At 57.0% G+C, this 21,240-nt stretch carries 21 protein-coding genes; 4 read left to right on the top strand and 17 right to left on the bottom strand.

The genetic code is table 11. The features are described 5' to 3' along the window. Nucleotides 1-4 precede the first annotated feature (4 nt). Nucleotides 5-397: a 30S ribosomal protein S9 gene (gene rpsI / locus QN370_RS12725; RefSeq protein WP_009666889.1), complete on the bottom strand. Its 393-nt coding sequence runs from the start codon at nt 395-397 to the stop codon at nt 5-7. A gap of 9 nt (nt 398-406) precedes the next feature. Further along, the gene (gene rplM / locus QN370_RS12720; RefSeq protein ID WP_322126195.1) at nt 407-835 is read right to left on the bottom strand and encodes a 50S ribosomal protein L13; all 429 of its coding nucleotides are present in this window, start codon (nt 833-835) and stop codon (nt 407-409) included. A gap of 230 nt (nt 836-1,065) precedes the next feature. Between rplM and QN370_RS12715 the strand changes: the two genes are divergently transcribed. Then, nucleotides 1,066-1,491 carry an OsmC family protein gene (locus QN370_RS12715; RefSeq protein ID WP_322126194.1) on the top strand — a complete coding sequence of 142 codons (426 nt, stop codon included), beginning with the start codon at nt 1,066-1,068 and terminating at the stop codon, nt 1,489-1,491. A 3-nt stretch (nt 1,492-1,494) separates the two neighbouring features. Here QN370_RS12715 and coq7 read toward each other — a convergent pair whose 3' ends face one another. Then, the gene (gene coq7, locus QN370_RS12710; protein WP_322126193.1) at nt 1,495-2,124 is read right to left on the bottom strand and encodes a 2-polyprenyl-3-methyl-6-methoxy-1,4-benzoquinone monooxygenase; all 630 of its coding nucleotides are present in this window, start codon (nt 2,122-2,124) and stop codon (nt 1,495-1,497) included. A 227-nt stretch (nt 2,125-2,351) separates the two neighbouring features. On the opposite strand from coq7, the gene QN370_RS12705 reads away from it, so the two are divergent. After that, nucleotides 2,352-3,497, top strand: a complete 1,146-nt coding sequence (locus QN370_RS12705; RefSeq protein WP_322126192.1) for a porin — start codon at nt 2,352-2,354, stop codon at nt 3,495-3,497. A gap of 84 nt (nt 3,498-3,581) precedes the next feature. Here the strand turns inward: QN370_RS12705 and QN370_RS12700 are convergent, their stop codons facing one another. Both QN370_RS12700 and pyrC read right to left on the bottom strand, forming a co-directional pair. Beyond that, nucleotides 3,582-4,403 (bottom strand): DUF3025 domain-containing protein, encoded by an 822-nt coding sequence (locus QN370_RS12700; protein WP_322126191.1) that lies wholly within the window; start codon nt 4,401-4,403, stop codon nt 3,582-3,584. Beyond that, a complete protein-coding gene (pyrC, locus tag QN370_RS12695) occupies nt 4,400-5,446 on the bottom strand; it encodes a dihydroorotase (protein WP_322126190.1) in 1,047 nt (348 codons plus the stop codon). Before pyrC ends, QN370_RS12700 begins: the two co-directional genes overlap by 4 nt. Here pyrC and QN370_RS12690 point away from each other — a divergent pair. Next, complete coding sequence (locus QN370_RS12690) at nt 5,445-5,582, top strand: hypothetical protein (protein ID WP_323581730.1); 138 nt, start codon at nt 5,445-5,447, stop codon at nt 5,580-5,582. The two genes, pyrC and QN370_RS12690, sit on opposite strands and share 2 nt — an antisense overlap. On the opposite strand, the gene QN370_RS12685 is transcribed toward QN370_RS12690, so the two are convergent. The 6 genes from QN370_RS12685 to QN370_RS12660 all read right to left on the bottom strand — a co-directional run bounded on the left by QN370_RS12685 (nt 5,572) and on the right by QN370_RS12660 (nt 12,221). Beyond that, entirely contained in the window at nt 5,572-6,297 is a 726-nt protein-coding gene (locus QN370_RS12685) for an amino acid ABC transporter ATP-binding protein (RefSeq protein ID WP_322126189.1), read from the bottom strand. The two genes, QN370_RS12690 and QN370_RS12685, sit on opposite strands and share 11 nt — an antisense overlap. 58 nt (nt 6,298-6,355) lie before the next feature. Continuing rightward, nucleotides 6,356-7,048, bottom strand: coding sequence for an amino acid ABC transporter permease (locus QN370_RS12680; RefSeq protein ID WP_322126188.1), 693 nt, complete (start codon nt 7,046-7,048; stop codon nt 6,356-6,358). 2 nt (nt 7,049-7,050) lie between these two features. Beyond that, nucleotides 7,051-7,794 (bottom strand): amino acid ABC transporter permease, encoded by a 744-nt coding sequence (locus QN370_RS12675; protein WP_322126187.1) that lies wholly within the window; start codon nt 7,792-7,794, stop codon nt 7,051-7,053. A 173-nt stretch (nt 7,795-7,967) separates the two neighbouring features. Beyond that, on the bottom strand, nt 7,968-8,891 hold the full coding sequence (locus QN370_RS12670; protein ID WP_322126186.1) for a transporter substrate-binding domain-containing protein: 924 nt from the start codon (nt 8,889-8,891) through the stop codon (nt 7,968-7,970). Nucleotides 8,892-9,352: 461 nt separating this feature from the next. Continuing rightward, nucleotides 9,353-10,327 carry a LysR family transcriptional regulator gene (locus QN370_RS12665; protein WP_322126185.1) on the bottom strand — a complete coding sequence of 325 codons (975 nt, stop codon included), beginning with the start codon at nt 10,325-10,327 and terminating at the stop codon, nt 9,353-9,355. A 40-nt stretch (nt 10,328-10,367) separates the two neighbouring features. Beyond that, on the bottom strand, nt 10,368-12,221 hold the full coding sequence (locus tag QN370_RS12660) for an ABC transporter ATP-binding protein/permease (protein ID WP_322126184.1): 1,854 nt from the start codon (nt 12,219-12,221) through the stop codon (nt 10,368-10,370). Nucleotides 12,222-12,282: 61 nt separating this feature from the next. Between QN370_RS12660 and QN370_RS12655 the strand changes: the two genes are divergently transcribed. Next, nucleotides 12,283-12,690, top strand: coding sequence for an acyl-CoA thioesterase (locus QN370_RS12655; protein WP_322126183.1), 408 nt, complete (start codon nt 12,283-12,285; stop codon nt 12,688-12,690). Nucleotides 12,691-12,745: 55 nt separating this feature from the next. Here QN370_RS12655 and QN370_RS12650 read toward each other — a convergent pair whose 3' ends face one another. The 6 genes from QN370_RS12650 to QN370_RS12625 all read right to left on the bottom strand — a co-directional run bounded on the left by QN370_RS12650 (nt 12,746) and on the right by QN370_RS12625 (nt 21,240). After that, complete coding sequence (locus QN370_RS12650; protein ID WP_322126182.1) at nt 12,746-14,428, bottom strand: long-chain fatty acid--CoA ligase; 1,683 nt, start codon at nt 14,426-14,428, stop codon at nt 12,746-12,748. Between the two features lie 199 nt (nt 14,429-14,627). Next, the gene (locus QN370_RS12645; protein WP_322126181.1) at nt 14,628-15,710 is read right to left on the bottom strand and encodes an aminopeptidase; all 1,083 of its coding nucleotides are present in this window, start codon (nt 15,708-15,710) and stop codon (nt 14,628-14,630) included. Between the two features lie 30 nt (nt 15,711-15,740). Then, complete coding sequence (locus tag QN370_RS12640; RefSeq protein WP_322126180.1) at nt 15,741-17,810, bottom strand: molybdopterin oxidoreductase family protein; 2,070 nt, start codon at nt 17,808-17,810, stop codon at nt 15,741-15,743. Between the two features lie 249 nt (nt 17,811-18,059). Next, a complete protein-coding gene (gene argE, locus QN370_RS12635) occupies nt 18,060-19,235 on the bottom strand; it encodes an acetylornithine deacetylase (protein WP_322126179.1) in 1,176 nt (391 codons plus the stop codon). A 20-nt stretch (nt 19,236-19,255) separates the two neighbouring features. Then, nucleotides 19,256-20,263 carry an ABC transporter ATP-binding protein gene (locus QN370_RS12630; protein ID WP_322126178.1) on the bottom strand — a complete coding sequence of 336 codons (1,008 nt, stop codon included), beginning with the start codon at nt 20,261-20,263 and terminating at the stop codon, nt 19,256-19,258. After that, nucleotides 20,260-21,240: an ABC transporter ATP-binding protein gene (locus QN370_RS12625; RefSeq protein ID WP_322126177.1), complete on the bottom strand. Its 981-nt coding sequence runs from the start codon at nt 21,238-21,240 to the stop codon at nt 20,260-20,262. The genes QN370_RS12630 and QN370_RS12625 overlap by 4 nt, the downstream gene beginning before the upstream one ends.

Genomic DNA, 21,240 nt, shown 5'->3' with positions numbered 1-21,240 from the left:
GCGATTAACGCTTCGAGAATTGCTTTGCGCGACGTGCTTTGCGCAGGCCGACTTTTTTACGCTCGACTTCACGTGCGTCACGAGTAACAAAACCAGCCTTGGCCAGTTCTGGCTTCAGGGTGGCATCGTAGTCGATCAAAGCACGGGTGATACCGTGACGAACTGCACCAGCCTGGCCGGATTCGCCGCCGCCGTTGACGTTAATCATGATGTCAAAAGTGGTGACGTTGTTGGTCAGTTCCAGTGGCTGGCGAATCACCATCAGACCGGTTTCGCGCGAAAAGTATTCGTTCGCTGGCTTGCCGTTGACGACGATTTGACCGCTTCCGGTTTTGATGAAGACGCGGGCGACTGCACTCTTGCGACGGCCGGTCCCGTAGTTGTAGATACCGATCATGTCAGTTCCTTAGAGTTCAAGTACTTTGGGTTGCTGCGCGGTATGCGGATGTGTTGCCTCTGCATAAACCTTGAGCTTCGTGATCATCGCGTAGCCCAGCGGGCCCTTAGGCAACATGCCTTTGACTGCTTTTTCAAGCGCGCGACCCGGAAAACGCTGTTGCATCTTCAGGAAGTTGGTTTCGTAGATACCGCCTGGATAACCGCTGTGGCGATAGTACGTACGCTCGGTAGCTTTGCTACCGGTAACACGCAACTTGCCTGCATTGATGACGATAATGAAATCACCCGTATCAACGTGCGGGGTGAATTCAGGTTTATGTTTGCCGCGCAATCGGAGTGCCACTTCGCTGGCAACACGTCCGAGGATTTTGTCCGTCGCGTCAATCACAAACCATTCACGCTTGACCTCATGGCCTTTAGCGGAAAAAGTTTTCATGATGACTTCCTAACTAGATTGATTCGCTCAAAGATAGGTGGTTCCACGCGCACCATTGCGCAGACTCTGCCTTGTTATCTCTTCCTGAGCGTACAGAAGAACGCGAGAGTGTACCCGTATTGCGTGCATCGGGTCAATTAAAACGGAATCACCTAAGACAACGGCCGCACCAGTCGTTAAACTCCGTCCGGTAAAAGATGACGCTCACCGAATACTTGGAGAAACCACCCATGGAATGCACCGTACGCTGGACCGGCTTATCCGGAATGACTTTTCTTGCCGAGACCGGTTCTGGTCACGTTGTCGCCATGGACGGCGCACCGGATGGCGGCGGACGCAACCTGGCACCACGGCCAATGGAAATCGTACTGCTCGGCACCGGCGGATGTACTGCCTATGACGTCGTCCTCATCCTGCGCAAAAGTGGCCAGGAAATCCGCAACTGTGAAGTCAAACTGACTTCGGAGCGTGCAGAAAAAGACCCGAAAGTTTTTACGAAAATCCATTTTCATTTCGTCGTCACCGGCATCAACCTGAAACCCAATCTGGTCGAGCGTGCCATCAAGCTGTCTCACGACAAATACTGTTCGGCATCGATCATGCTCGAAAAATCTGCTGTCATCACACACAGCATCGAAATCCTCGAGCAAGCCTGACGCTTACAAATAATAAGCAGTACGAGTCATGACCTTGCTGACCAGGCCCATCAGCAGGCGCGCTGGCTTCGGCATAGAGCTGGCACCGAGCGCCTGGGCTGCTGCACCGTGGGAGACTTCGTCATCGCGCATTTGCAGCACGATGGCGCGCGACCTCGTGTCCGTGACCGGCAACGTGTCGAGATGGTGCGAGAGGTGCGCTTCGACTTGCCTTTCGGTTTCAACGACGAAGCCAAGACTGTGGGCGTCGCCTGCACGCGCGGCAACCATCCCGAGCACGTAGGCACCAGCAAACCAGATCGGATTGAGAACGCTGGGATGCGACCCCAATTGTGTAATGCGCTCGGCAGTCCACGCCAAGTGATCTTCTTCTTCCCGCGCTGCATGCGCAAATTGCACGGTCAGTTCGGTACTGCGGGCAAATTGCCCCTGCGCTTGATACAGCGCTTGTGCACACACTTCACCCACATGATTGACGCGCATCAGACCTGCGCTATGCCGCCGATCCGGTTCACTCATTGGCACATCCTCGATCGACAAGCCCGGGCTCGTCCGCTCTGCCATCGCCACGCCAGCGATGATTCGCAAGGCACGATCAAAACCAGTAATCCAGTTATCCGTGCGAAAACTCATGATTTATCCCATTTGCCAATATAAAAATATGGTGTTGCGACAACACAACATGATGACTTATTTACTACCAACAAACAAAATTCTCTTTGCTCTAGAGACTGTAATTTGTTGAAATGCTTCCCAGCTTCTTGTCTCGCAATAGAGAGTCGGCACCGCAGACCAGCGTCCCGTCGAGCGTTTTAAATTACAACAATAATGTTTTCTCAAAAAACTCGTGGAGATTATCAATGAAAAAATCATTACTCGCACTCGCCGTCTTGAGCGCTATCGCTGGCTCAGCTTCAGCCCAAAGTTCGGTCACGGTGTACGGCATCATGGATGCCGGTGTTGTTCATGAAAGCGGCAACCCATCCGGTTCCGTCAACAAACTGACAAGTGGCATTACTGCCGGTTCACGCCTCGGATTCCGCGGCGTGGAAGACTTGGGCGGTGGTCTTGCAGCCGTTTTCCTGCTGGAGACGGGTATCACCATCGATACTGGTGGCAGTGCTCAATTGGCATCGAGTGCGAATCCAACCGGCACTGTTTTCGCTCGCCAGGACTTTGTCGGCCTGAAAAGCAATAGCGGCACGCTGACCATGGGTCGTCAATACAATCCCTACTTCAAAACAGTCGCTGCAATTGATCCGTTCGGCGCAGGCGGCGAAGGCAACACCGGCAACCTGATGGCGTTCACTGGTTCGAACGGCCGCAGCAACAACAGCATTTTGTATGTCAGCCCGTCATTTTCGGGTTTCAGCGGTGAATTGCTTTACGGTTTTGGTGAAGTTGTCGGTGACTCGAAACTGGGTCGTGTCATCAACGGCGCAGTCCAATATGCAAATGGTCCTCTGGTAGTACGAGCAGCGTTACAGCGCCAAAATGCAACACCTGCGGCCGCCACTCCGGTAGCCTTCGCGACCGCTCAGAACACAGCTGTCGCCAAAAACGCCATCATTGCTGCAATCTATGATTTTGAAGTTGTCAAAGTAAGCGCGGCCTATGCCACGCTGAAGACACCGACCAAGTTCTCCTATTCGTCCGAAGCGATCGGTCTGGGCGTACCATATCGCACAGCGGCGACAGCGCTGGCATTCCCGGCATCACCTACGACCGACGCGCGGGATTTCATGCTCGGCGCAACCATCCCGTTTGGCGTAAGCAATGTCCAGCTGTCGTACATCGACCGCAAAGACAAGACCGCAGCGGCGCAAAATGCCAAGCAAATGGCAGTCGGCTATGAATATAACGTGTCCAAGCGGACCGCTTTGTATGCCCAGTTTTCACGCATGAAAAATGAAAATGGCGCAGGTTATACGGTCGGCAATGCTGGTGATGTCACTGCTGGCTCCGGCGACAAAGGTTACGCAGTCGGCGTTCGCCACACATTCTGATACCCCTTTGGTCACAACGGTGACCAGTGGAGCTCAGCAAAAAAAGCACCTTCGGGTGCTTTTTTCATGTTCACTTATTACTCATCACCGATTGCGGCCGGACCTGAATACCGACGAATCGGCATAGAAGTCCGCATCTTGTGCCTCGGCCCAGCCGGGGATGCCCATTAACGGTAGCGGCGCGTAATCGCGATTACGTAAAGCTGACGTGAGCTGACCAGCGATCACGCCATCGACATGCGCCATCCGGTCGGCTTCAGGAAGGTCAAAATAATCCTCGTCTACCTCGACCAGCCAGGCATGGGCGGTGATTCCCTTGTAGGGCGCAACCAGCTTTTCCATCAGCGCATGCCCAAACAAATAGACTTCGCATGTCTGTCCGAAATCGTCACGCCGTTCAATAAAAACCGAACTCCAGTCATGCGCACGCAAGGCAGCAAACAGGCTCACGTCACTCGACACCAGCAATGCCGAGCTTTCGTCGAAGATCGTCAGCGCGTCACGCAGTTGGCCGCGATGGCCGGCGACAACGCCACCAGACTCGATTAACTGGCGCGCAATATCTTCGGCCTGTAATGCATTGAGCCTTGCCTTAATCCGAGGGAAGGCCAGCCAGACTTGCGCATTGAAAAAGTCATGCGCATTGTTACGGGTGGGAACCTGGCCAGTCGCACTGATGAACGCCTCGTAGCCTTGCCCGGACGGCAAATCCGACTGCGCAACGAAGCGCACCGGCAAGTCGCGATGATTGCGCATACCACTGCGCAGCGCCTGCTCATTGAGCGCGCTGCGCCAATCTACTTGCGGCTGACAAAGCGGTTCGCCGCGCACACGCAACGGTGCCAGCCACGGTTGATGCCAGTCGATACCGAACCTGAAATCAACCGGCTCGGCACCACCATTCATTCCAGCTTCCAGGGAAGCATCTCGCCAGCATTGAGCGGTACGACAGTTGACTCGCCAACCGCCAGTTCGGCGGGCATTGTCCACTCTTCGCGTCGCAACGTGATGGAGTCGGCATTGCGGGGCAACTGATAGAAATCCGGCCCGTTGAAACTGGCGAACTGTTCCAGCTTGTCGAGTGCGCCGACGCTGTCAAAAGCCTGCGTGTACAACTCCATCGCATGCAACGCGGTATAGCAACCGGCACAACCGCAGGCATGCTCCTTCAACCCCTTCGGATGGGGTGCCGAGTCAGTTCCAAGGAAAAAGCGCGGATTGCCCGACGTCGCGGCCGTCATCAACGCCAGTCGATGCTGCTCGCGCTTGAGCACTGGCAGGCAATAGTAATGAGGACGGATTCCCCCTTTGAAAATTTCATTCCGGTTATAAAGCAAATGATGTGCGGTAATCGTTGCCGCAATCGGGCCGGCGGACTGCGCCACGTACGACGCCGCCTCGCTGGTCGTGATGTGCTCGAAAACAATCTTCAACGCCGGCATGGCCGCGCGCAACGGCATCAGCACGCGATCGATGAAGACAGCTTCCCGATCGAACAGGTCGATCGCCACATCGGTGACTTCACCATGCAACAGGAGTGGCAAGCCGACTTCCTGCATCACTTCCAGCGTCTTGTAGCAGTTGGTCAGGTTGCTGACACCGGCATCGGAATTGGTGGTCGCGCCCGCTGGATAGAGTTTGACACCATGCACGATGCCACTGTCTTTCGCACGACGGATTTCATCCGGTGCAGTGTTATCGGTCAGGTACAAGGTCATCAATGGCTCGAACGTCAACCCGACCGGCAAGGCGGCAACGATGCGGTCACGGTAGGCCACTGCGTGACTGGTCAACGTAACCGGCGGCTTGAGGTTTGGCATTACGATGGCGCGACCAAATTGCCGCGCCGTGTGCGGCAGCACACTCGCCATCATCGTGCCATCTCTCAGGTGCAAGTGCCAGTCGTCGGGACGAGTGATCGTAATCGTTTGGGGCGTGGAATTGGACATGCGTGCTCTCATCAATGGCGTGCCGCATTTTACCTGTTGCGCTGTCTGGCGCAGATCGACGATGCGCGAAAAAAAACCGCCTGTTGCTAATGCAGAGGCGGTTTTTGATCATGCCGGAAGCAGACTCAATGAATGATTTTTGCCAGGAAGTCACGTGCCCGGTCGGAGCGCTGCGTATTGAAAAACTCATCCTTGGTGCAATCCTCGACAATCAGACCGCTATCCATAAAGATGACACGATTGGCAACCCGCTTGGCGAAACCCATTTCGTGTGTCACGACCATCATCGTCATGCCTTCTTCGGCCAGTCCGACCATCACGTCCAGCACTTCATTGATCATTTCCGGATCCAGTGCCGAGGTCGGCTCATCAAAGAGCATCGCGATCGGATCCATGGACAGCGCACGGGCAATCGCCACGCGCTGCTGCTGGCCACCTGACAACTGCCCCGGAAACTTGTCCTGCTGCTCGATCAGGCCTACCCGATCAAGGTATTTCAAGCCTTTGGCAGTGGCTTCGTCGACGCTACGACCCAGCACCTTGATCTGGCCGATCGTCAGGTTTTCGCGGATCGACAAGTGCGGAAACAACTCGAAGTTCTGGAACACCATCCCGATCCGGGCGCGCAGTTTCGACAAGTTGGTTTTCGGATCACCGACGGAGACGCCATCGACAAAGATCTCGCCTTTCTGGAATGGCTCAAGACCATTTACCGTCTTGATCAACGTCGATTTACCCGACCCCGATGGACCGCACACCACGACCACATCGCCTTTGGCAACCTTCGTGCTGCAGTCGGTGAGGACTTGAAACTTACCGTACCACTTGCTGACATCTTTGAGTTCTATCATGTGTTTCTCCTGAATCCGTTAATTTTTAATCGTCAACCACGCTGAAGGGAGATGAGCGTCACCGGATAATGGCAACCCGTTGCTGCAACTTTTTCACCAGCAGTGACAAGCCGAAGCACATGATGAAATACACCACGGCGACGAACAGGTACATTTCAATCAGACGCCCGTCGCGCTGCGCGATTTTCGAGGCTGCGCCGACAAAGTCGGTGATCGACAACACGTAGACCAGCGAGACATCCTGAAACAGCACAATGGTTTGCGTCAGCAGCAAAGGGATCATGTTGCGGAAGGCTTGTGGCAGCACGATATGACTCATCGTTTGCCAGTAGTTCATGCCCAGTGCCCTGCCTGCGGAGACCTGGCCACGCGGGATCGACTGGATACCGGCGCGCATGATTTCGCAGTAGTAGGCTGCTTCAAACAAGATGAAGGTAATCAGCGACGATGAAAACGCCCCGACCTGGATGGGTGTCGGTGAGCCGATCATCCAGGCACCGATGTAAGGCACCAGGAAATAGAACCAGAAGATCACGAGGATCAATGGCATTGAGCGAATCAGGTTGACATAGTTGGTCGCCGGCAGCGACAGCAACTTGTACTTGGACAAGCGCATCATCGCCAGCAGCGTACCCAGAACAATCCCGCCGGCCATCGCCATGGCGGTCAGTTTCAGCGTAAAGACCATCCCGGTCTGGAACAGATAAACCCAGGACCGTTCGATGACATTAAAGTCGAAGTTAGCGAGCATGGTCAATGCCCTCCCGAACCGGAAGTAATGAAGCCGGGAACAGCGACTTTCTTCTCAAGCAGGCTCATCAGATTGACGACGATAATATTGACGACAATGTAGATGATCGTGACGACCGTAAAAGCTTCGAATACCTGAAAGGAAAACTCTGACATCGAGCGTGCCCGCGCGGTCAATTCCATCAAGCCAATGGTCAGCGCAACCGAACTGTTTTTGATGATGTTGAGAAATTCGCTGGTCAACGGCGGCAAGACAATCCGAAACGCCATTGGCAACAGCACATAGCGGTAAGTCTGCGGCAGCGTCAGTCCCAGTGCGGTACCGGCAAGCGTTTGCCCGCGCGGCAAGGCCTGGATACCGGCAGAGACCTGGACGGCGACACGCGATGAAGTAAAAAATCCAAGGCAGATGACGGCCGTGATGAACGGCGCATTCGGCATGGCCTTAAGCCAGTCACCCGTTGATGTCGGCACCAGTTCCGGCATCACGAAGTACCAGAGGAACATCTGCACTAGCAACGGAATATTGCGAAACAGTTCGACATACGCATTGGCCAGGCGCACAGCCCAGCGATTAGGCATCGTGCGTATCGTGCCGACAATGGCACCGATGACCAGTGCCATGACCCAGGCCGTCAATGCCGTCGCCAGTGTCCACACCAGTCCCGACATCAGGGTATCCATGTAGGTCCCCACGCCGTCCGGGGACGGCGCCCAGAATATTTGCCAATTCCAGTTGTAATTCATCGTGGCCTCTTTGCTATGTTGTCTTGATTACGGTACTCGCCCCGGCAATGCCGAGGACGTCTTCGTCAGGTGAAAATCCGCTCCCCGCATTATGCGGTGCAGCATCTGAATTGCATAAAATAAAGCGGGAGGCGTTACGCCCCCCGCATCGTCCATCGTGTCGCGGATACTGATTATTTCTTGGCTGATACCATCGCGTAGTCCGCAGGATCACCTGAATCGGTAGGCTTGGCAATCACGCCCTTCAATTGCTCGCTCATCGGGATGTTCAGGTTGATGCCCTTTGGCGGGATTGGTGACTGAAACCACTTGGCATAAATGCGGTTGATCTCACCCGATTTGAACAGGTTCGTGACGGCGGTATCCACCGACTTCTTGAACGCAGGATCTTCGCGACGCAGCATGATGCCGTAAGGCTCGGTCGACAGCGCTTCGGTCGTGATGCTGTAGTCGGCAGGTGCCTTGGAACTGGCGGCCAGCGAGGCGAGCAAGATGTCGTCCATGCCGAATGCAACGGCACGTCCGGTCTCGACCATCAGGAAGGCTTCTGCGTGGTCCTTGGCCGTCATGATGTTCATGCCGAGATTCTGCTCGCCATTGAGAGTAACGAACTGCTTCAGGTTGGAGGTGCCCGATGTCGAAACAAGTGCTTTACCCTTCATGTCTGCCAGCGTCTTGATGCCGGCAGATTTCTTGGCCAGCAGGCGATTGGCGGTGACAAAGGTCGTCGGCGCGAAGGCGACCTGCTTCTGACGCTCGGTGTTGTTGGTCGTCGATCCGCACTCAAGATCAACGGTGCCATTGGCCATCAGTGGAATGCGGGTCGCTGAAGTCACCGGATTCATTTTGACGTTCAGCGAGGTCAGTCCAAGTTCTTTCTGGATTGACGTGACGATCTTCATGCAGATATCGATCGAGTAGCCCTGATACGACTGCTTGTCGTCCAGGTAGGAAAAAGGAATCGACGAATCGCGAACACCCAGCGTGATCTGGCCGCTATCCTTGATTTTTTTCAGCGTCCCTGATTCCTGGGCCTGTGCTGCGGAAGCAATCAAACCCGAACCTATCAGAACCAACATCATTTTCGCTAATTTCATACAGTCTCCTGAGAGTAGAAAGCCATCGGCTCGATGCATCAACATCAATAGGGAAAAATTACCCTATCGTGCATAAAAATTTGTTCATTACAGATTATCCACTTCATCTCAAAGCCCGTATCTCGGATAGTACGTAGTCGTCAATTTGTCACAGGATAACCAGGCAGTTCTTCTCTGTTTTCAGAGTGGAATACTACGATACTCACCAGTACAGCAAAATCCGGGCCATAAATAACGCACCATCTTATCCTTTCGGGAATGCCACCGCGCTAATGACGGGGAGAACAGGAGCCATCAGTTAGCAAGTCCGCACCCGAAAGGTGCTGCGCGTCACATCGCAGCAACGAATCCTAAGACAAGCGCCCATTGCCGCACCAATGTTTTTTCAGCATGATTTCATGCTGAAAAAACATAATTAAAAAAGGAACCAGGCGGCAAAGAAAACCACCGCACGCCCCTGTTCAAGTCGGGATTTTTTTCACACCGCGCTTCCTGCCTGCCGGTTTATCGGTCAGCGCCTGCTGCGCGACCAGATAGTCCCACAACCGGCCGACCAGTGGCTTGCCGGGACGACCGACCGACGGTTTTTCGCGGTATAACCGGATTTCCATCTCGACTTGCCACTCTGGCTGGTCGCTATCCGCGCGCGCCAGTTGCTTTTGCCGCAGCTCGCGCGTCACCGAGGATTCCGGCAGGAACACGACACCGCGCCCTTCCAGAGCCATCATTTTCAACCCCTCGGCCATGTCAGTTTCGTAGCATTTTTGCAAATGCAATGGGTGTTTCGCATCGGCCAGAATCAGTTCGACCATGCGTCCCAGATACGCGTTGGACGTGTACGACAAAAACGGCAAAGGTCTGAGTGCGCTGCCCGGCAAGACAAAGTCGGGAACGCCGGCGCGATTACAGCGGGCGTAAGGACGCAGCGATTCGCTACCCAGCACCAGCATGTCGTAACGACCGGAATCGAGTTGCACTGGCTGGCGCGGATGGTGATAGCACAACAGCAGGTCGCAACCGCCTTCCACCATACTCATCACGGCGTCATGCACATTGAGAGCCATCAAGCGGGTATTGATCGGACCGAAATCGACATCCAGCGCCGTCATCCATTTCGGCATGTAGGTCAGCGATAAGGTGTGCGGCACGGCGAAATCCACCGTGGTTTGCGCGGCTGGCCGCTTGCCGCGCAAGAGCGCCCGGGCGTTGTTGATCTGCCCCAGCATGTCCATTGCTTGCTCGTAAAAAATTTCCCCGGCTGGCGTCAGCCGTGTCGGATACGAAGTACGGTCGATCAGATCAGCGCCTAACCAGGCTTCAAGGGATTGGATGCGTCGCGAAAATGCCGGTTGCGTCACGTGGCGCAATTGCGCCGAACGGCTGAAACTGCGGGTTTCTGCCAGCGACAAAAAATCTTCAAGCCATTTAGTTTCCATCAGATGATGTTAGTCGGCTTCGCGGGCGCAGGTAAAGCAATTACGCCTGGACGGTAACCGGGCTGCCCATCACGACGGGCACGCCGTCCTGGTCTACCCTCGCCTGCTGCCGCTCCCACATCAGGGAATACGCACCGCCAGCTGCCAGCAGGCTGGCATGCGTGCCCCGTTCGATGATGCGCCCCTGGTCGAGTACCAGGATCTGTGCCGCATCGGCGATGGTCGAGAGCCGATGCGCGATCACCAGCGTCGTACGATTGCGGGCGATATCCTTGAGCTGGGTCTGGATCGCCTGTTCGGCTTTTGAATCCAGTGCCGAGGTGGCTTCGTCGAAAATCAGCAGCGCAGGATCTTTCAGTACCGCGCGGGCAATCGCCACGCGCTGCTTCTCCCCACCCGACAATTTCAGTCCGCGCTCGCCAACCATCGTGGCATAACCATCCGGCAACGAAGCGATGAAATCATGGATGTAGGCCGTACGCGCTGCGGCAATCACGTCGTCTTTGGTGGCACCTGTCTTGCCATAGGCGATGTTGTATTCGATCGTGTCATTGAACAGCACCGTGTCTTGCGGCACGATACCGATCGCATGCCGCAGCGAAGCCTGTGTGACGTTGCGCACATCCTGACCATCGATCGTAATCGCGCCGGCATTGACGTCGTAGAAGCGGAACAGCAAGCGCGCCAGCGTCGACTTGCCTGATCCGCTGTGGCCAACGACAGCCGTCGTCGTGCCCGCCGCAATCGTGAAATCGACATCAAACAGAATCTGGCGGTTGGTTTCATAACTGAAATCGACGTGCGAAAAACGGACTTCGGCCGCCGGTGTTGCAAGCACGGTCGCATCAGTCGCATCCGCCACTTCGCGGTTCTGGTCGAGCAGCAGAAACAGCCGCTCCATGTCGGCCAGACTTTGCTTGATCTCGCGATACAGCACACCCAGAAAATTCAACGGGATATACAACTGGATCATGAAGGCATTCACCAGCACCAGGTCGCCCAGTGTCATGGTCTTGTCGATCACGCCTTGCGTGGCGCGCCACAGGATGAGTGTCACGGCCGTGGCGATGATCACCGACTGACCTGTGTTGAGTACCGACAGCGACGTCTGCGACTTCACGGCCGCACCTTCGTAGCGCCGCAAGCCGTCATCGTAGCGACTGGCTTCGTAATCCTCGTTACCAAAATACTTGACGGTCTCGAAGTTGATCAGCGAGTCGATGGCCTTGGTGCTGGCCTTCGAATCGAGGTCGTTCATCGTGCGGCGAAAATGCGTGCGCCACTCGGTGACACTAATTGTGAAGACGATATACACCACCAGCGCGACGGCCGTGATGACCGAAAACCAGACGTCGTAATGCAGCGCCAGATAGCCGATCACCAGCGTGATTTCGATCAGCGTTGGCAAGATACTGAACAGCGTGTACGACACAAGCGACGAAATCCCGCGTGTGCCGCGTTCGATGTCGCGTGTCATCCCACCAGTCTGTCGGTTCAGATGGAAGCGCAGCGACAGCGAATGCAGATGCCGGAATACTTTCAGCGCGATCGTGCGTACCGCGCGCTGCGTGACTTTCGCAAAAACAAATTCGCGCAATTCGGTAAACAACGTGGTCGACAGACGCAATGCGCCATAAGCCACCAGCAAACCCAGCGGCAGAATCAGCGCCGCTTGCGGATGCGACACCGTCACCGTCAATTGATCGACCAGCTTTTTGAGCAGTAACGGCACGCCGACGTTGGCCATCTTGGCACCGATCAGACAGCCAAGCGCCAGCAAGACCCGCCATTTGTAAGTCCACAAATAAGGAACCAGGGTTTTGATGGTGGTCCAGTCATTACGCGTTGCCTGATTGGCGGCGGCGACCGGAGGAGCTACGGAGTGATTACGCATGGAAGGATCGGATCAGATTAGTTTATGCTGCACGGATTGTAGCGGGATAAAGGAAAACATCATGACGAAGACCAACGATAACGCACTGCCCGAAGGAAAAATGCCGGTACTACGGATGCTGCCGATGCCCTCCGATGCCAACGTCTATGGCGACGTATTTGGCGGCTGGATCATGTCGCAGGTCGACATCGCCGGTTCGTTGCCGGCCACACGCCGCGCCAATGGCCGGGTCGCCACCATCGCCGTCAATTCGTTCCTGTTCAAGAACCCGGTATTCGTCGGCGACCTGCTGTCGTTTTATGCCGAGATCGTCAAGGTCGGCAACACCTCGATCACCGTGAATGTCGAAGTCTTCGCCGAACGCAACCGGCTGCAAGCCGATACCGTCAAGGTCACCGAAGCCACACTGACCTATGTCGCCACCGGCGCCGATCGCAAGCCGCGACAATTGCCACCACTGACAGAATAAAAAAGCCGCCCTCAATGGGCGGCCAGCACGCTACGAACACGACAGCATGATCAACTCATGCTGTCTTTTTTTCGTCGCGCAATTCGCGTCGCAAGATCTTGCCGACATTGGTCTTGGGCAGATCGGTTCGGAACTCGATGTACTTGGGTTTCTTGTAAGCCGTGAAATTTTCCTTGCAGTATTCCATCAGCTGCTCGACCGTCAGCGTCGGGTCCTTGCGCACCACGTAGAGCTTGACCGCTTCGCCGGAATGCTCGTCAGGGACACCGACGCAGGCGCTTTCGAGCACACCCGGATGCATGGCGAGTACGCCCTCGATTTCATTCGGATAGACATTGAATCCGGAGACCAGGATCATGTCTTTCTTCCGATCGACGATCTTGATGAATCCGCGCTCATCCATGATCCCGATGTCTCCCGACTTGAAGAAGCCATCGGCCGTCATGACCTTCGCGGTTTCGCCAGGATTGTTCCAGTAACCAGCCATGACCTGCGGACCGCGTATCGCGATTTCACCAGGCTGACCGAGCGCCACGACGACACCGTTATCATCAAGAATGACGATGTCGGTCGACGGCACCGGCAAGCCGATGGTGCCGGTGAACGCCGCCGAGTCCGACGGATTGCAGGTGGCCACCGGTGCCGTTTCGGACAAGCCATAGCCTTCGACAATCGGACAACCGGTCAGCTTGAACCACTTGTCGGCCACGGCTTTCTGGACCGCCATCCCGCCGCCGTTGCACACCTTCAGCATCGAGAAATCGACGGCGGCAAAGTCGGGGTTGTTCAGCAAGCCGTTGTACAGCGTGTTGACCGCCGGCAGCATGTTGATCTTGAACTTGGTCAGCGTCTTGATGAAACCCGGCATGTCGCGCGGATTCGGAATCAGGATGTTCATGCTACCGAGGCGAGTCCCCATCAGGCAACACGAGGTCAGCGCAAAAATATGATAGAGCGGCAGTGCGCAGACGATGGTCAGCTTTTCGATTCTCGGCTCGCGGTTCAGCGCGGGCTGCGCCCATGCTTCGCTTTGCAGGACATTGGCAATCACGTTGCGATGGCTGAGCGTGGCACCTTTCGACACGCCGGTGGTGCCGCCGGTGTACTGCAGGAAAGCGACGTCATCATGTCCGAGCTCGACCGGCTTGAGCGCGATCGCGGCACCCTCGGCGACGGCCTGCTTGAACGAGATCGCATTCGGCAACGAAAACGCAGGCACCATTTTCTTGACATTGCGGACCACGAAATTGACGATACTCCCCTTCACCAATCCGAGCAGATCGCCCATGCTGGCCACGACAATATGTTTGACACGCGTCTTCGACAGCACGTGTTCGAGTGTCGTCGCAAAATTTTCAAGGATGATGATGGCTTCGGCACCCGAGTCATTGAGCTGATGTTCGAGTTCACGCGGGGTGTAGAGCGGATTGACATTGACCACGGTATAACCGGCTCGCAAGATCGCTGCAATCGCCACCGGATACTGCAGCACGTTGGGCATCATGATAGCCACGCGTGCGCCTTTTTTGAGTCCTTTGCCTTGCAGCCACGCGCCCAGTTTTTTCGACATCGCATCGAGCTCGGCATAAGTCAGGAATTTGTCCATGCAGACGTAGGCATTGCGGTCGGCATATTTGGCGAATGCTTCTTCGAGCAAGTGCACCAGTGAGCGGTATTGCGTGTAGTCGATTTCTGCAGGAACGCCTTGCGGGTACGACTTGAGCCAAATCTTATCCATGGTCCACCTCTGTCTCTGATTGTTATGATCCGATTCCCGGCAAAAAAAATAGGAACGCTCGTTCTATTAATTGCTGATGCTATCGGGCAGGACTCCCGGGCGCAAGCTTTTTGCGTACTATCCGAGCAACCCTTCTACCGGACAGTCTCACGGCAGCGCTCCATCGGCCACGCTGCGGCGACAGATTTTGGCGCGTCGTTCAGCGCTTGACCGAAGCATCGACTGACGCCAGCGACGCATTGCGCGTCAATTGGGCCAGCTGCATGTTGCGCTGCGCCGGCTCCAGCGCAGCCATCTTGCGAACCGACGTATAGAATTTTCCCAGCGATTTTTGCTCGGTCATCAGCGCACGAAATGCCGGCACGTAATCGTGGTACGACGCCACTGAAGCCAGATGCGCATTCGACAGTGGCTCGGCAAACCAGCGGTCATAACCGGCGTAACCACCCCAGGCGGTTTTCAGGACCAGGTACTCGTCCTTCAGCGCAGCGAATAGTCTTTTCTTTTCACTGCGCTTGTCGCGATCACTGACCGGGCGGGCATAGTTGGCCACCAGCTGCTTGCGATACTTGAGCAGCAAGCCGAGAAAATCACGCTTGCGCCCATCGAAGACCACGAAATTTTCGCGCATCGCTTCGTCGCCATGTGCCGCCATCCAGCGCTCGACACCGAGTTCCTCGACGGTGGTCGCGAACGATTCATTGAACTGGGTATCGTTGCGCGCGTAGGCGACCTGATGTGCCAGCTCATGGAATACCAGCCGTGCCAGTTCGCCATCGGGATACTGGATGAAGGTCGACAGCACCGGATCATTGAACCAGCCCAGTGTCGAGTACGCCGCCACGCCCGACATCTGCACGTCGTAGCCGGCCTGGCGCAAAACCGCCGCATAGTCGAGCGCTTCCTGCTTGTTGTAGTAGCCACGGTAGTTGACACAGCCCGCAATCGGGAAACACCATTGCGCCGGCTGCATCGACAACTCCGGCGTGGCCACCACATTCCACAACACGTAGGGCCGCTTGACATCGGCGTAATTGGTATAGCTGTTGTTGTCCGGCAGGCCCAGTTCGCGTGCGGCGTAACGGCGAATGTCGCGCACCTTGGTCAGACGTGCCTTGAGCTTTTCTCCGACCTCGGGATCGGCCAGCCAGTCATCAATCGGGCGGGCATCGGACAGCAGCGCAAACTGGCCCTGCGCCGCCTGATAGTAATAATCGATCTGGGCACAACCGCTGGCCAGCAAGATCGTTGTTGCTACCGTTGTCACCGTGTGCCATTTCATGATCGTCTTTCACCTGCATGGAATATCACGTCACTTTTTTTCGACCTCGACCAGTACGTCGTAAAAAGTCGCTCCGCCTGCCATGTCCGTCAGACGCTGGCTGGTTACTTCATTGGCGTTCTTGCCATCGGCCGCCATTTTTTTCCACCAGATCGACAAGCCGACTACCAGCCCTTTGCGGGCCCGGTCCGTCACGCGCGCCTTCGCTTCAAAACTGCCGCGATCATTAAAAATCCGTACCGTGTCACCGTCGCCGATCGCGCGCCGGGCGGCATCCTCGGGATGGATATCCAGATGCGGCTCGCCTTCGGTCGCACGCAAGCTGGCAACATTGACGAAGCTCGAATTGAGGAAATTGCGCGCCGGTGGCGAGATCATCGCCAGCGGATATTTGCTCCCCAGCGAGGCATTGCTGGCGACCGATTCGTACGGCGGGATATACGCCGGGAGGGGATCAAAACCATCGGCCAGCATCTGCGCGGAATAGAACTCGCACTTGCCCGACGGTGTCTCGAAACCGCCATCGGCAAACGGCGCATCGGGCACTGCCAGCTTTTGCCAGCCGGTGCGCTTGAGGCTCTCCCAGTCGAAATGCACCGCACGCGGGTTGCTCTTGTCGAACGCGCTGGCGGCAATCGTCTCGTCGCTCTCGCTCAGGCACGGATCATCGAAACCCATGCGCGCGGCCAGCAAGCGGAAAAATTCGGTATTCGGTTTGGCCTCGCCCATCGGCGCAATCGCGGCATTGTTGGCCATCATGTACAGATGGCCGTAGGTTGCGTGGATGTCGACATGTTCGAGCTGCGTCGTGGCCGGCAGGACGATGTCGGCGTAGTCCGCCGTATCGGTCTGGAAGTGCTCGAGCACGACAGTAAACAAATCCTCGCGTGCAAACCCCTGCATGACCTTGCCGGACTCCGGTGCGACCGCCACCGGATTCGAGTTGTAGACAATCAGCGCGGCGATTTTCGGGCCAAACTCGGGTGACGCCTCGCGCAGCAAATCATCGCCGATCGAACACATGTTGATGGTACGCACAGGCCGGGCCAGATCGGGACGCTCGAGCGCCTGCTTGTTCTTTGCGAAGCTGTCCGAAGTCGACAGCAAGATGCCTCCGGCCGCATTGCGCCACGCGCCCACCAGCGCCGGCAAGCAGGCAATATTGCGCACTGCCATGCCGCCGCCATGCACGCGCTGCAAGCCATAGTTGACCCGGATCGCGACGCCCTCGCCGCGCAATGCAGCCTGTCCGTATTCGCGCGCCAACGTGATGACTTCCTCGGCGCTGATGCCGCACGTGGTCGCGACGCGTTCGGGTGGCCATTCGGCTGCACGGACTTTTAATTCCTCGAAGCCGGTTGTATGACGCGCAACATAATCGTGATCAATCAAATCATCTGCAATCAAGACCTGCATCATGCCCAGCGCCAGTGCGGCATCGGTGCCGGGCAACAGCGCGATATGCTGCTGGCATTTTTCGGCGGTCAGCGAACGGTACGGATCAATCGCGATCACTTTCGCGCCACGCCGCTTGGCTTCCTGCACGCGCATCCACAGATGCAGGTTCGACGCGATCGGATTGCCGCCCCAGATCAGGATCAGTTTCGCGTTCTGGAATTGCTCGGGATCGGTACCGATCCGCTTGCCGATGGTGTAGGTGTAACCGGTGCCACCGGCCGAGGCGCAGATGGAACGATGCAGTTGCGACGCGCCCAGCACATTGAAAAAACGCGATGCCATTGCCTCGCCCTGTACCAGTCCCATCGTGCCCGCGTAACTGTAAGGCACGATCGCTTGCGGATCGGTCGCGGCAATGGCACCGAGACGCAAGGCAATGGTGGTGATGGCCTCGTCCCAGCTGATGCGCTCAAACTTGCCTTCGCCTTTCTTGCCGATGCGTTTGAGCGGAGTCAGCAGGCGGTCAGCATGGTAGGTACGTTCGGTATAACGCGCGACCTTGGTACACAGCACGCCGGCGGTGGTCGGATGATCGGGATCACCGCGCACGGCGGTCGCCACTCCGGCATCAACAGTCACCAGCAACGCGCAGGTATCGGGGCAATCATGCGGACAAACCGCACGCACGGTGGTGATGGTCATCGGTGTTTCCAGTAAGCAGTTAGGTGGTCGCCGCGCACCAGAGAAGCCGTTGCGGCGTTGCCTGTTTGAAGCATCATAAGCGCAGAAAGCGCGATGCGGGAGCCCCGCGCCGCACCCGTTTGCAAATATTTGTCGGTGCGGCTGCGAGCCGTGATCAGTTTGTTATCGAATGCGATGGTAGTGCGGCAAGTCAGTCGATGCCGTTGGATTCAGGCGATCGGTGGCCACCAGCGAGCCACCCTTTCCGGCTTACCGTGACGCTTCCGTTTCCACTAGCCGCGTCATGAATTGCTCGCATTGCGCGAGCTGTTCGAGGGCGACGAATTCATTGGGCCGATGCGCCTGTTCGATATCACCAGGACCGCAAATGACCGACGGGATACCGGCCTGATGAAACAAGCCTGCCTCGGTGCCATACGACACCGCACCGTTCGGTTTGTTGCGTGACAAGCCAACCGCCAGTTGAACAATCGCATCGCTTTCTTCGGCACTCATGCCGGGGGCACTGGCCAGCATCTCGAACGCGATCACGGCGTTCGGCTCGACCCGCAGCATTTCGGGCAGCAGCGTCGCGGCGAAGTCCTGGATTTCCTGATACATCCGGTCTGCCGATGCACCCGGCATCGTGCGCGCCTCGAAATTGAACTCGCAATCTTTCGGCACGATGTTCGAGGCAATACCGCCCTTGATGGTGCCGGTTTGCAGGGTCGTGAACGGTACCGTGAACGCATAGTCACGCGTCTCCAGCTGCGCCAGCCGGTCGGCCATCTGGCGAATGTAGACGATGATGCGCGCCGCGTATTCGATCGAATTGACGCCCTGCGTGGTGTAGCTTGAATGCGCTTCGCGTCCGGTAATGCAGCAACGGAAACGATGGGTGCCCTTGTGCGCAATGATCGGCTGCATCATGGTCGGTTCGCCGACGATGCAGCCGGCGGTTTTCAGACCCATTTCGGTCAGGTCCCGGATCAGGCTGCGCACGCCGATGCAACCGACTTCTTCGTCATACGACAACGCGATATGCAGCGGCGCGTCGGTTTTTGCGGCGAGGTATTTCGGCACCAGCAGCAAGGCGTTGGCAATGAAGCCTTTCATGTCGGCGGTACCACGGCCATATAACTTATCGCCGACGACGGTCGCCTTGAACGGATCGGTATCCCAGATCTGGCCATCGACCGGTACCACGTCGGTGTGACCCGACAGGACCAGCCCGGCGCGACTGCCCTCGCCCACCGTGGCGAACAGGTTGGCTTTCTTGCCGGTCGAGTCATAGGTCAGTCGCGATGTGACGCCCATGCCAGCGAGGTAATCGCGGACCCATTCGATCAGTCCGAGATTGGAATCGCGCGAGACGGTCGGGAATCCAACCAGTCGTTCGATCATCGCCATCAGTTCAGCCGAGGGCTGCAAGCGGTTCGTTTCCATGGTGTCTGCCTTTAAAAAATTCAGGGTTGATCATTCAGATGGCAGGCCGAAAAATGCGCCGGCGCGACTTCTTTCAATGCCGGCTTCTCGACACTGCAGCGCGCCATCGCATGCGTGCAGCGCGGATGAAAATGACATCCTCCCGGTGGATTGAGCGGTGACGGAATCTCGCCGCGCACAGCAAAAAATGCGGTCTTGCGGGCGTCCAGTTTCGGTGCCGATGCCAGCAATGCCTGTGTGTACGGATGATTGGCGTGATCGAAGACGGCGTCGGCCGGTGCCGATTCGACGATCCGTCCGAGGTACATGATAACCACGCGATCGGAAAGATGCCGGACCACGCCGAGGTCATGGCTGATGAACAGGTAAGTCAGGTTCAGTTCATCGCGCAGGCGGATGAACAGGTTCAGTACCTGCGCCTGGATCGAGACATCGAGTGCAGCGACGGCTTCATCGCAGACCAGAAATTCCGGCCGTACCGCCAGCGCCCGTGCAATGCCGACACGGGCACGCTGGCCACCGGAAAACTGATGCGGAAAGCGGCGCAGTACGGCGGGATCGAGACCGACCCGCTGCAACAGGTCTTCGACATACGCGACCTGCTCGGACCCGCTGATCATCTTGTGCGCGACCGGCGCTTCACCGACGATATCGAGCACGCGCATGCGCGGGTTGAGCGACGCATACGGGTCCTGGAAAATCATCTGGATACCCAATTGCTTGATGCGGCGCTCGGCTGGAGCTAGCGCATCGATGTCTTCGCCTTTCCAGCGCCGCGTGCCGGACGACAAGCTGTGCAAGCCGACTGCCATCCGGCCCAGCGTCGATTTTCCGCAACCGGATTCGCCGACCAGACCGACCACTTCGCCGCGCCGGATGACCAGGTCAACTTCATCGACCGCATGGACGATTTCTTCCTTGATGCTGGCACCAAAGACATTGGCAATCCGTGCCGCCGTATCGATTGATTTGACGAAGCGTTTGCTCACGCCACGCAGTTCCAGCATCGGCTGGTCAGGGAGCGTCATGAGGTTGCCTCGGCCAGTTCGGTGATCGGATGAAAGCAGCGCAGTGCGCGACCTTCGGCATGTTCGAGCGGCGGCGACACGGCGCAGGCTGCGCTGGCGCGGTCGCAGCGTTCGCGAAATGCGCAGCCCGTGGGCAGGTTCAGCAACGACGGCGTCATGCCGGGAATCTGGCGCAACGGCTGGCCGCGTGGATTGCGTGATGGTGCCGACGCGATCAGCCCATGCGTGTACGGATGGCGCGGCTGGTCCAGCACTTGGGCGACGGTGCCGCTCTCGACGATTTTTCCGGCATACATGACGCAGACGGTATCGGCCAAACCAGCCACGACGGAGAGGTCATGCGTGATCCAGATCAGCGCGGTGCCGGACTCGCGACACAGCTTTTGCATCTCGTAGAGAATCTGGCCCTGGATCGTCACATCCAGCGCGGTAGTCGGTTCGTCGCAAATGATCAGGTCGGGCTTGTTGAGCAGCGCGATGGCAATCGCCACGCGCTGGCGCATGCCGCCGGAGAACTGGTGCGGATAGGCCAGCAGCCGTTCATCAGGCGATGGAATCCCGACCCGCGCCAGCGCATCACGCGACATCGCGCGCGCCGTGTCCTTGCTGACTGCGTGATGCGCGCGCACCGCTTCCATCATTTGCGTATCGATCCGCAAGACCGGGTTGAGCGTCATCATCGGGTCCTGAAAAATCATCGCGATGCGGTCACCGCGAATCTTGCGCATCGCCTCGGCCGGGATGCCGCGCAACTCGCGGCCCTTGAGCAGAATCGATCCGTCGACGACTTTGCCGGGATGATCGATCAAGCCCATGATCGAGTAACCGGTCATCGATTTACCGGAACCGGACTCGCCGACCAGACCCATGATCTGGCCCGGCATGACCGAGAACGAGACATCGTCGACGGCCTTGACGATACCGGCGCGGGTAGTAAATTGCGTGTGCAGGTGGGACACGCTCAGAGTAGGAACCAT

The sequence above is a fragment of the Actimicrobium sp. CCI2.3 genome (genome assembly GCF_035019065.1).
In the GTDB taxonomy this organism is placed as follows: Bacteria; Pseudomonadota; Gammaproteobacteria; order Burkholderiales; family Burkholderiaceae_D; genus Actimicrobium.
This window is presented reverse-complemented; position numbering and strand designations above follow the sequence as displayed.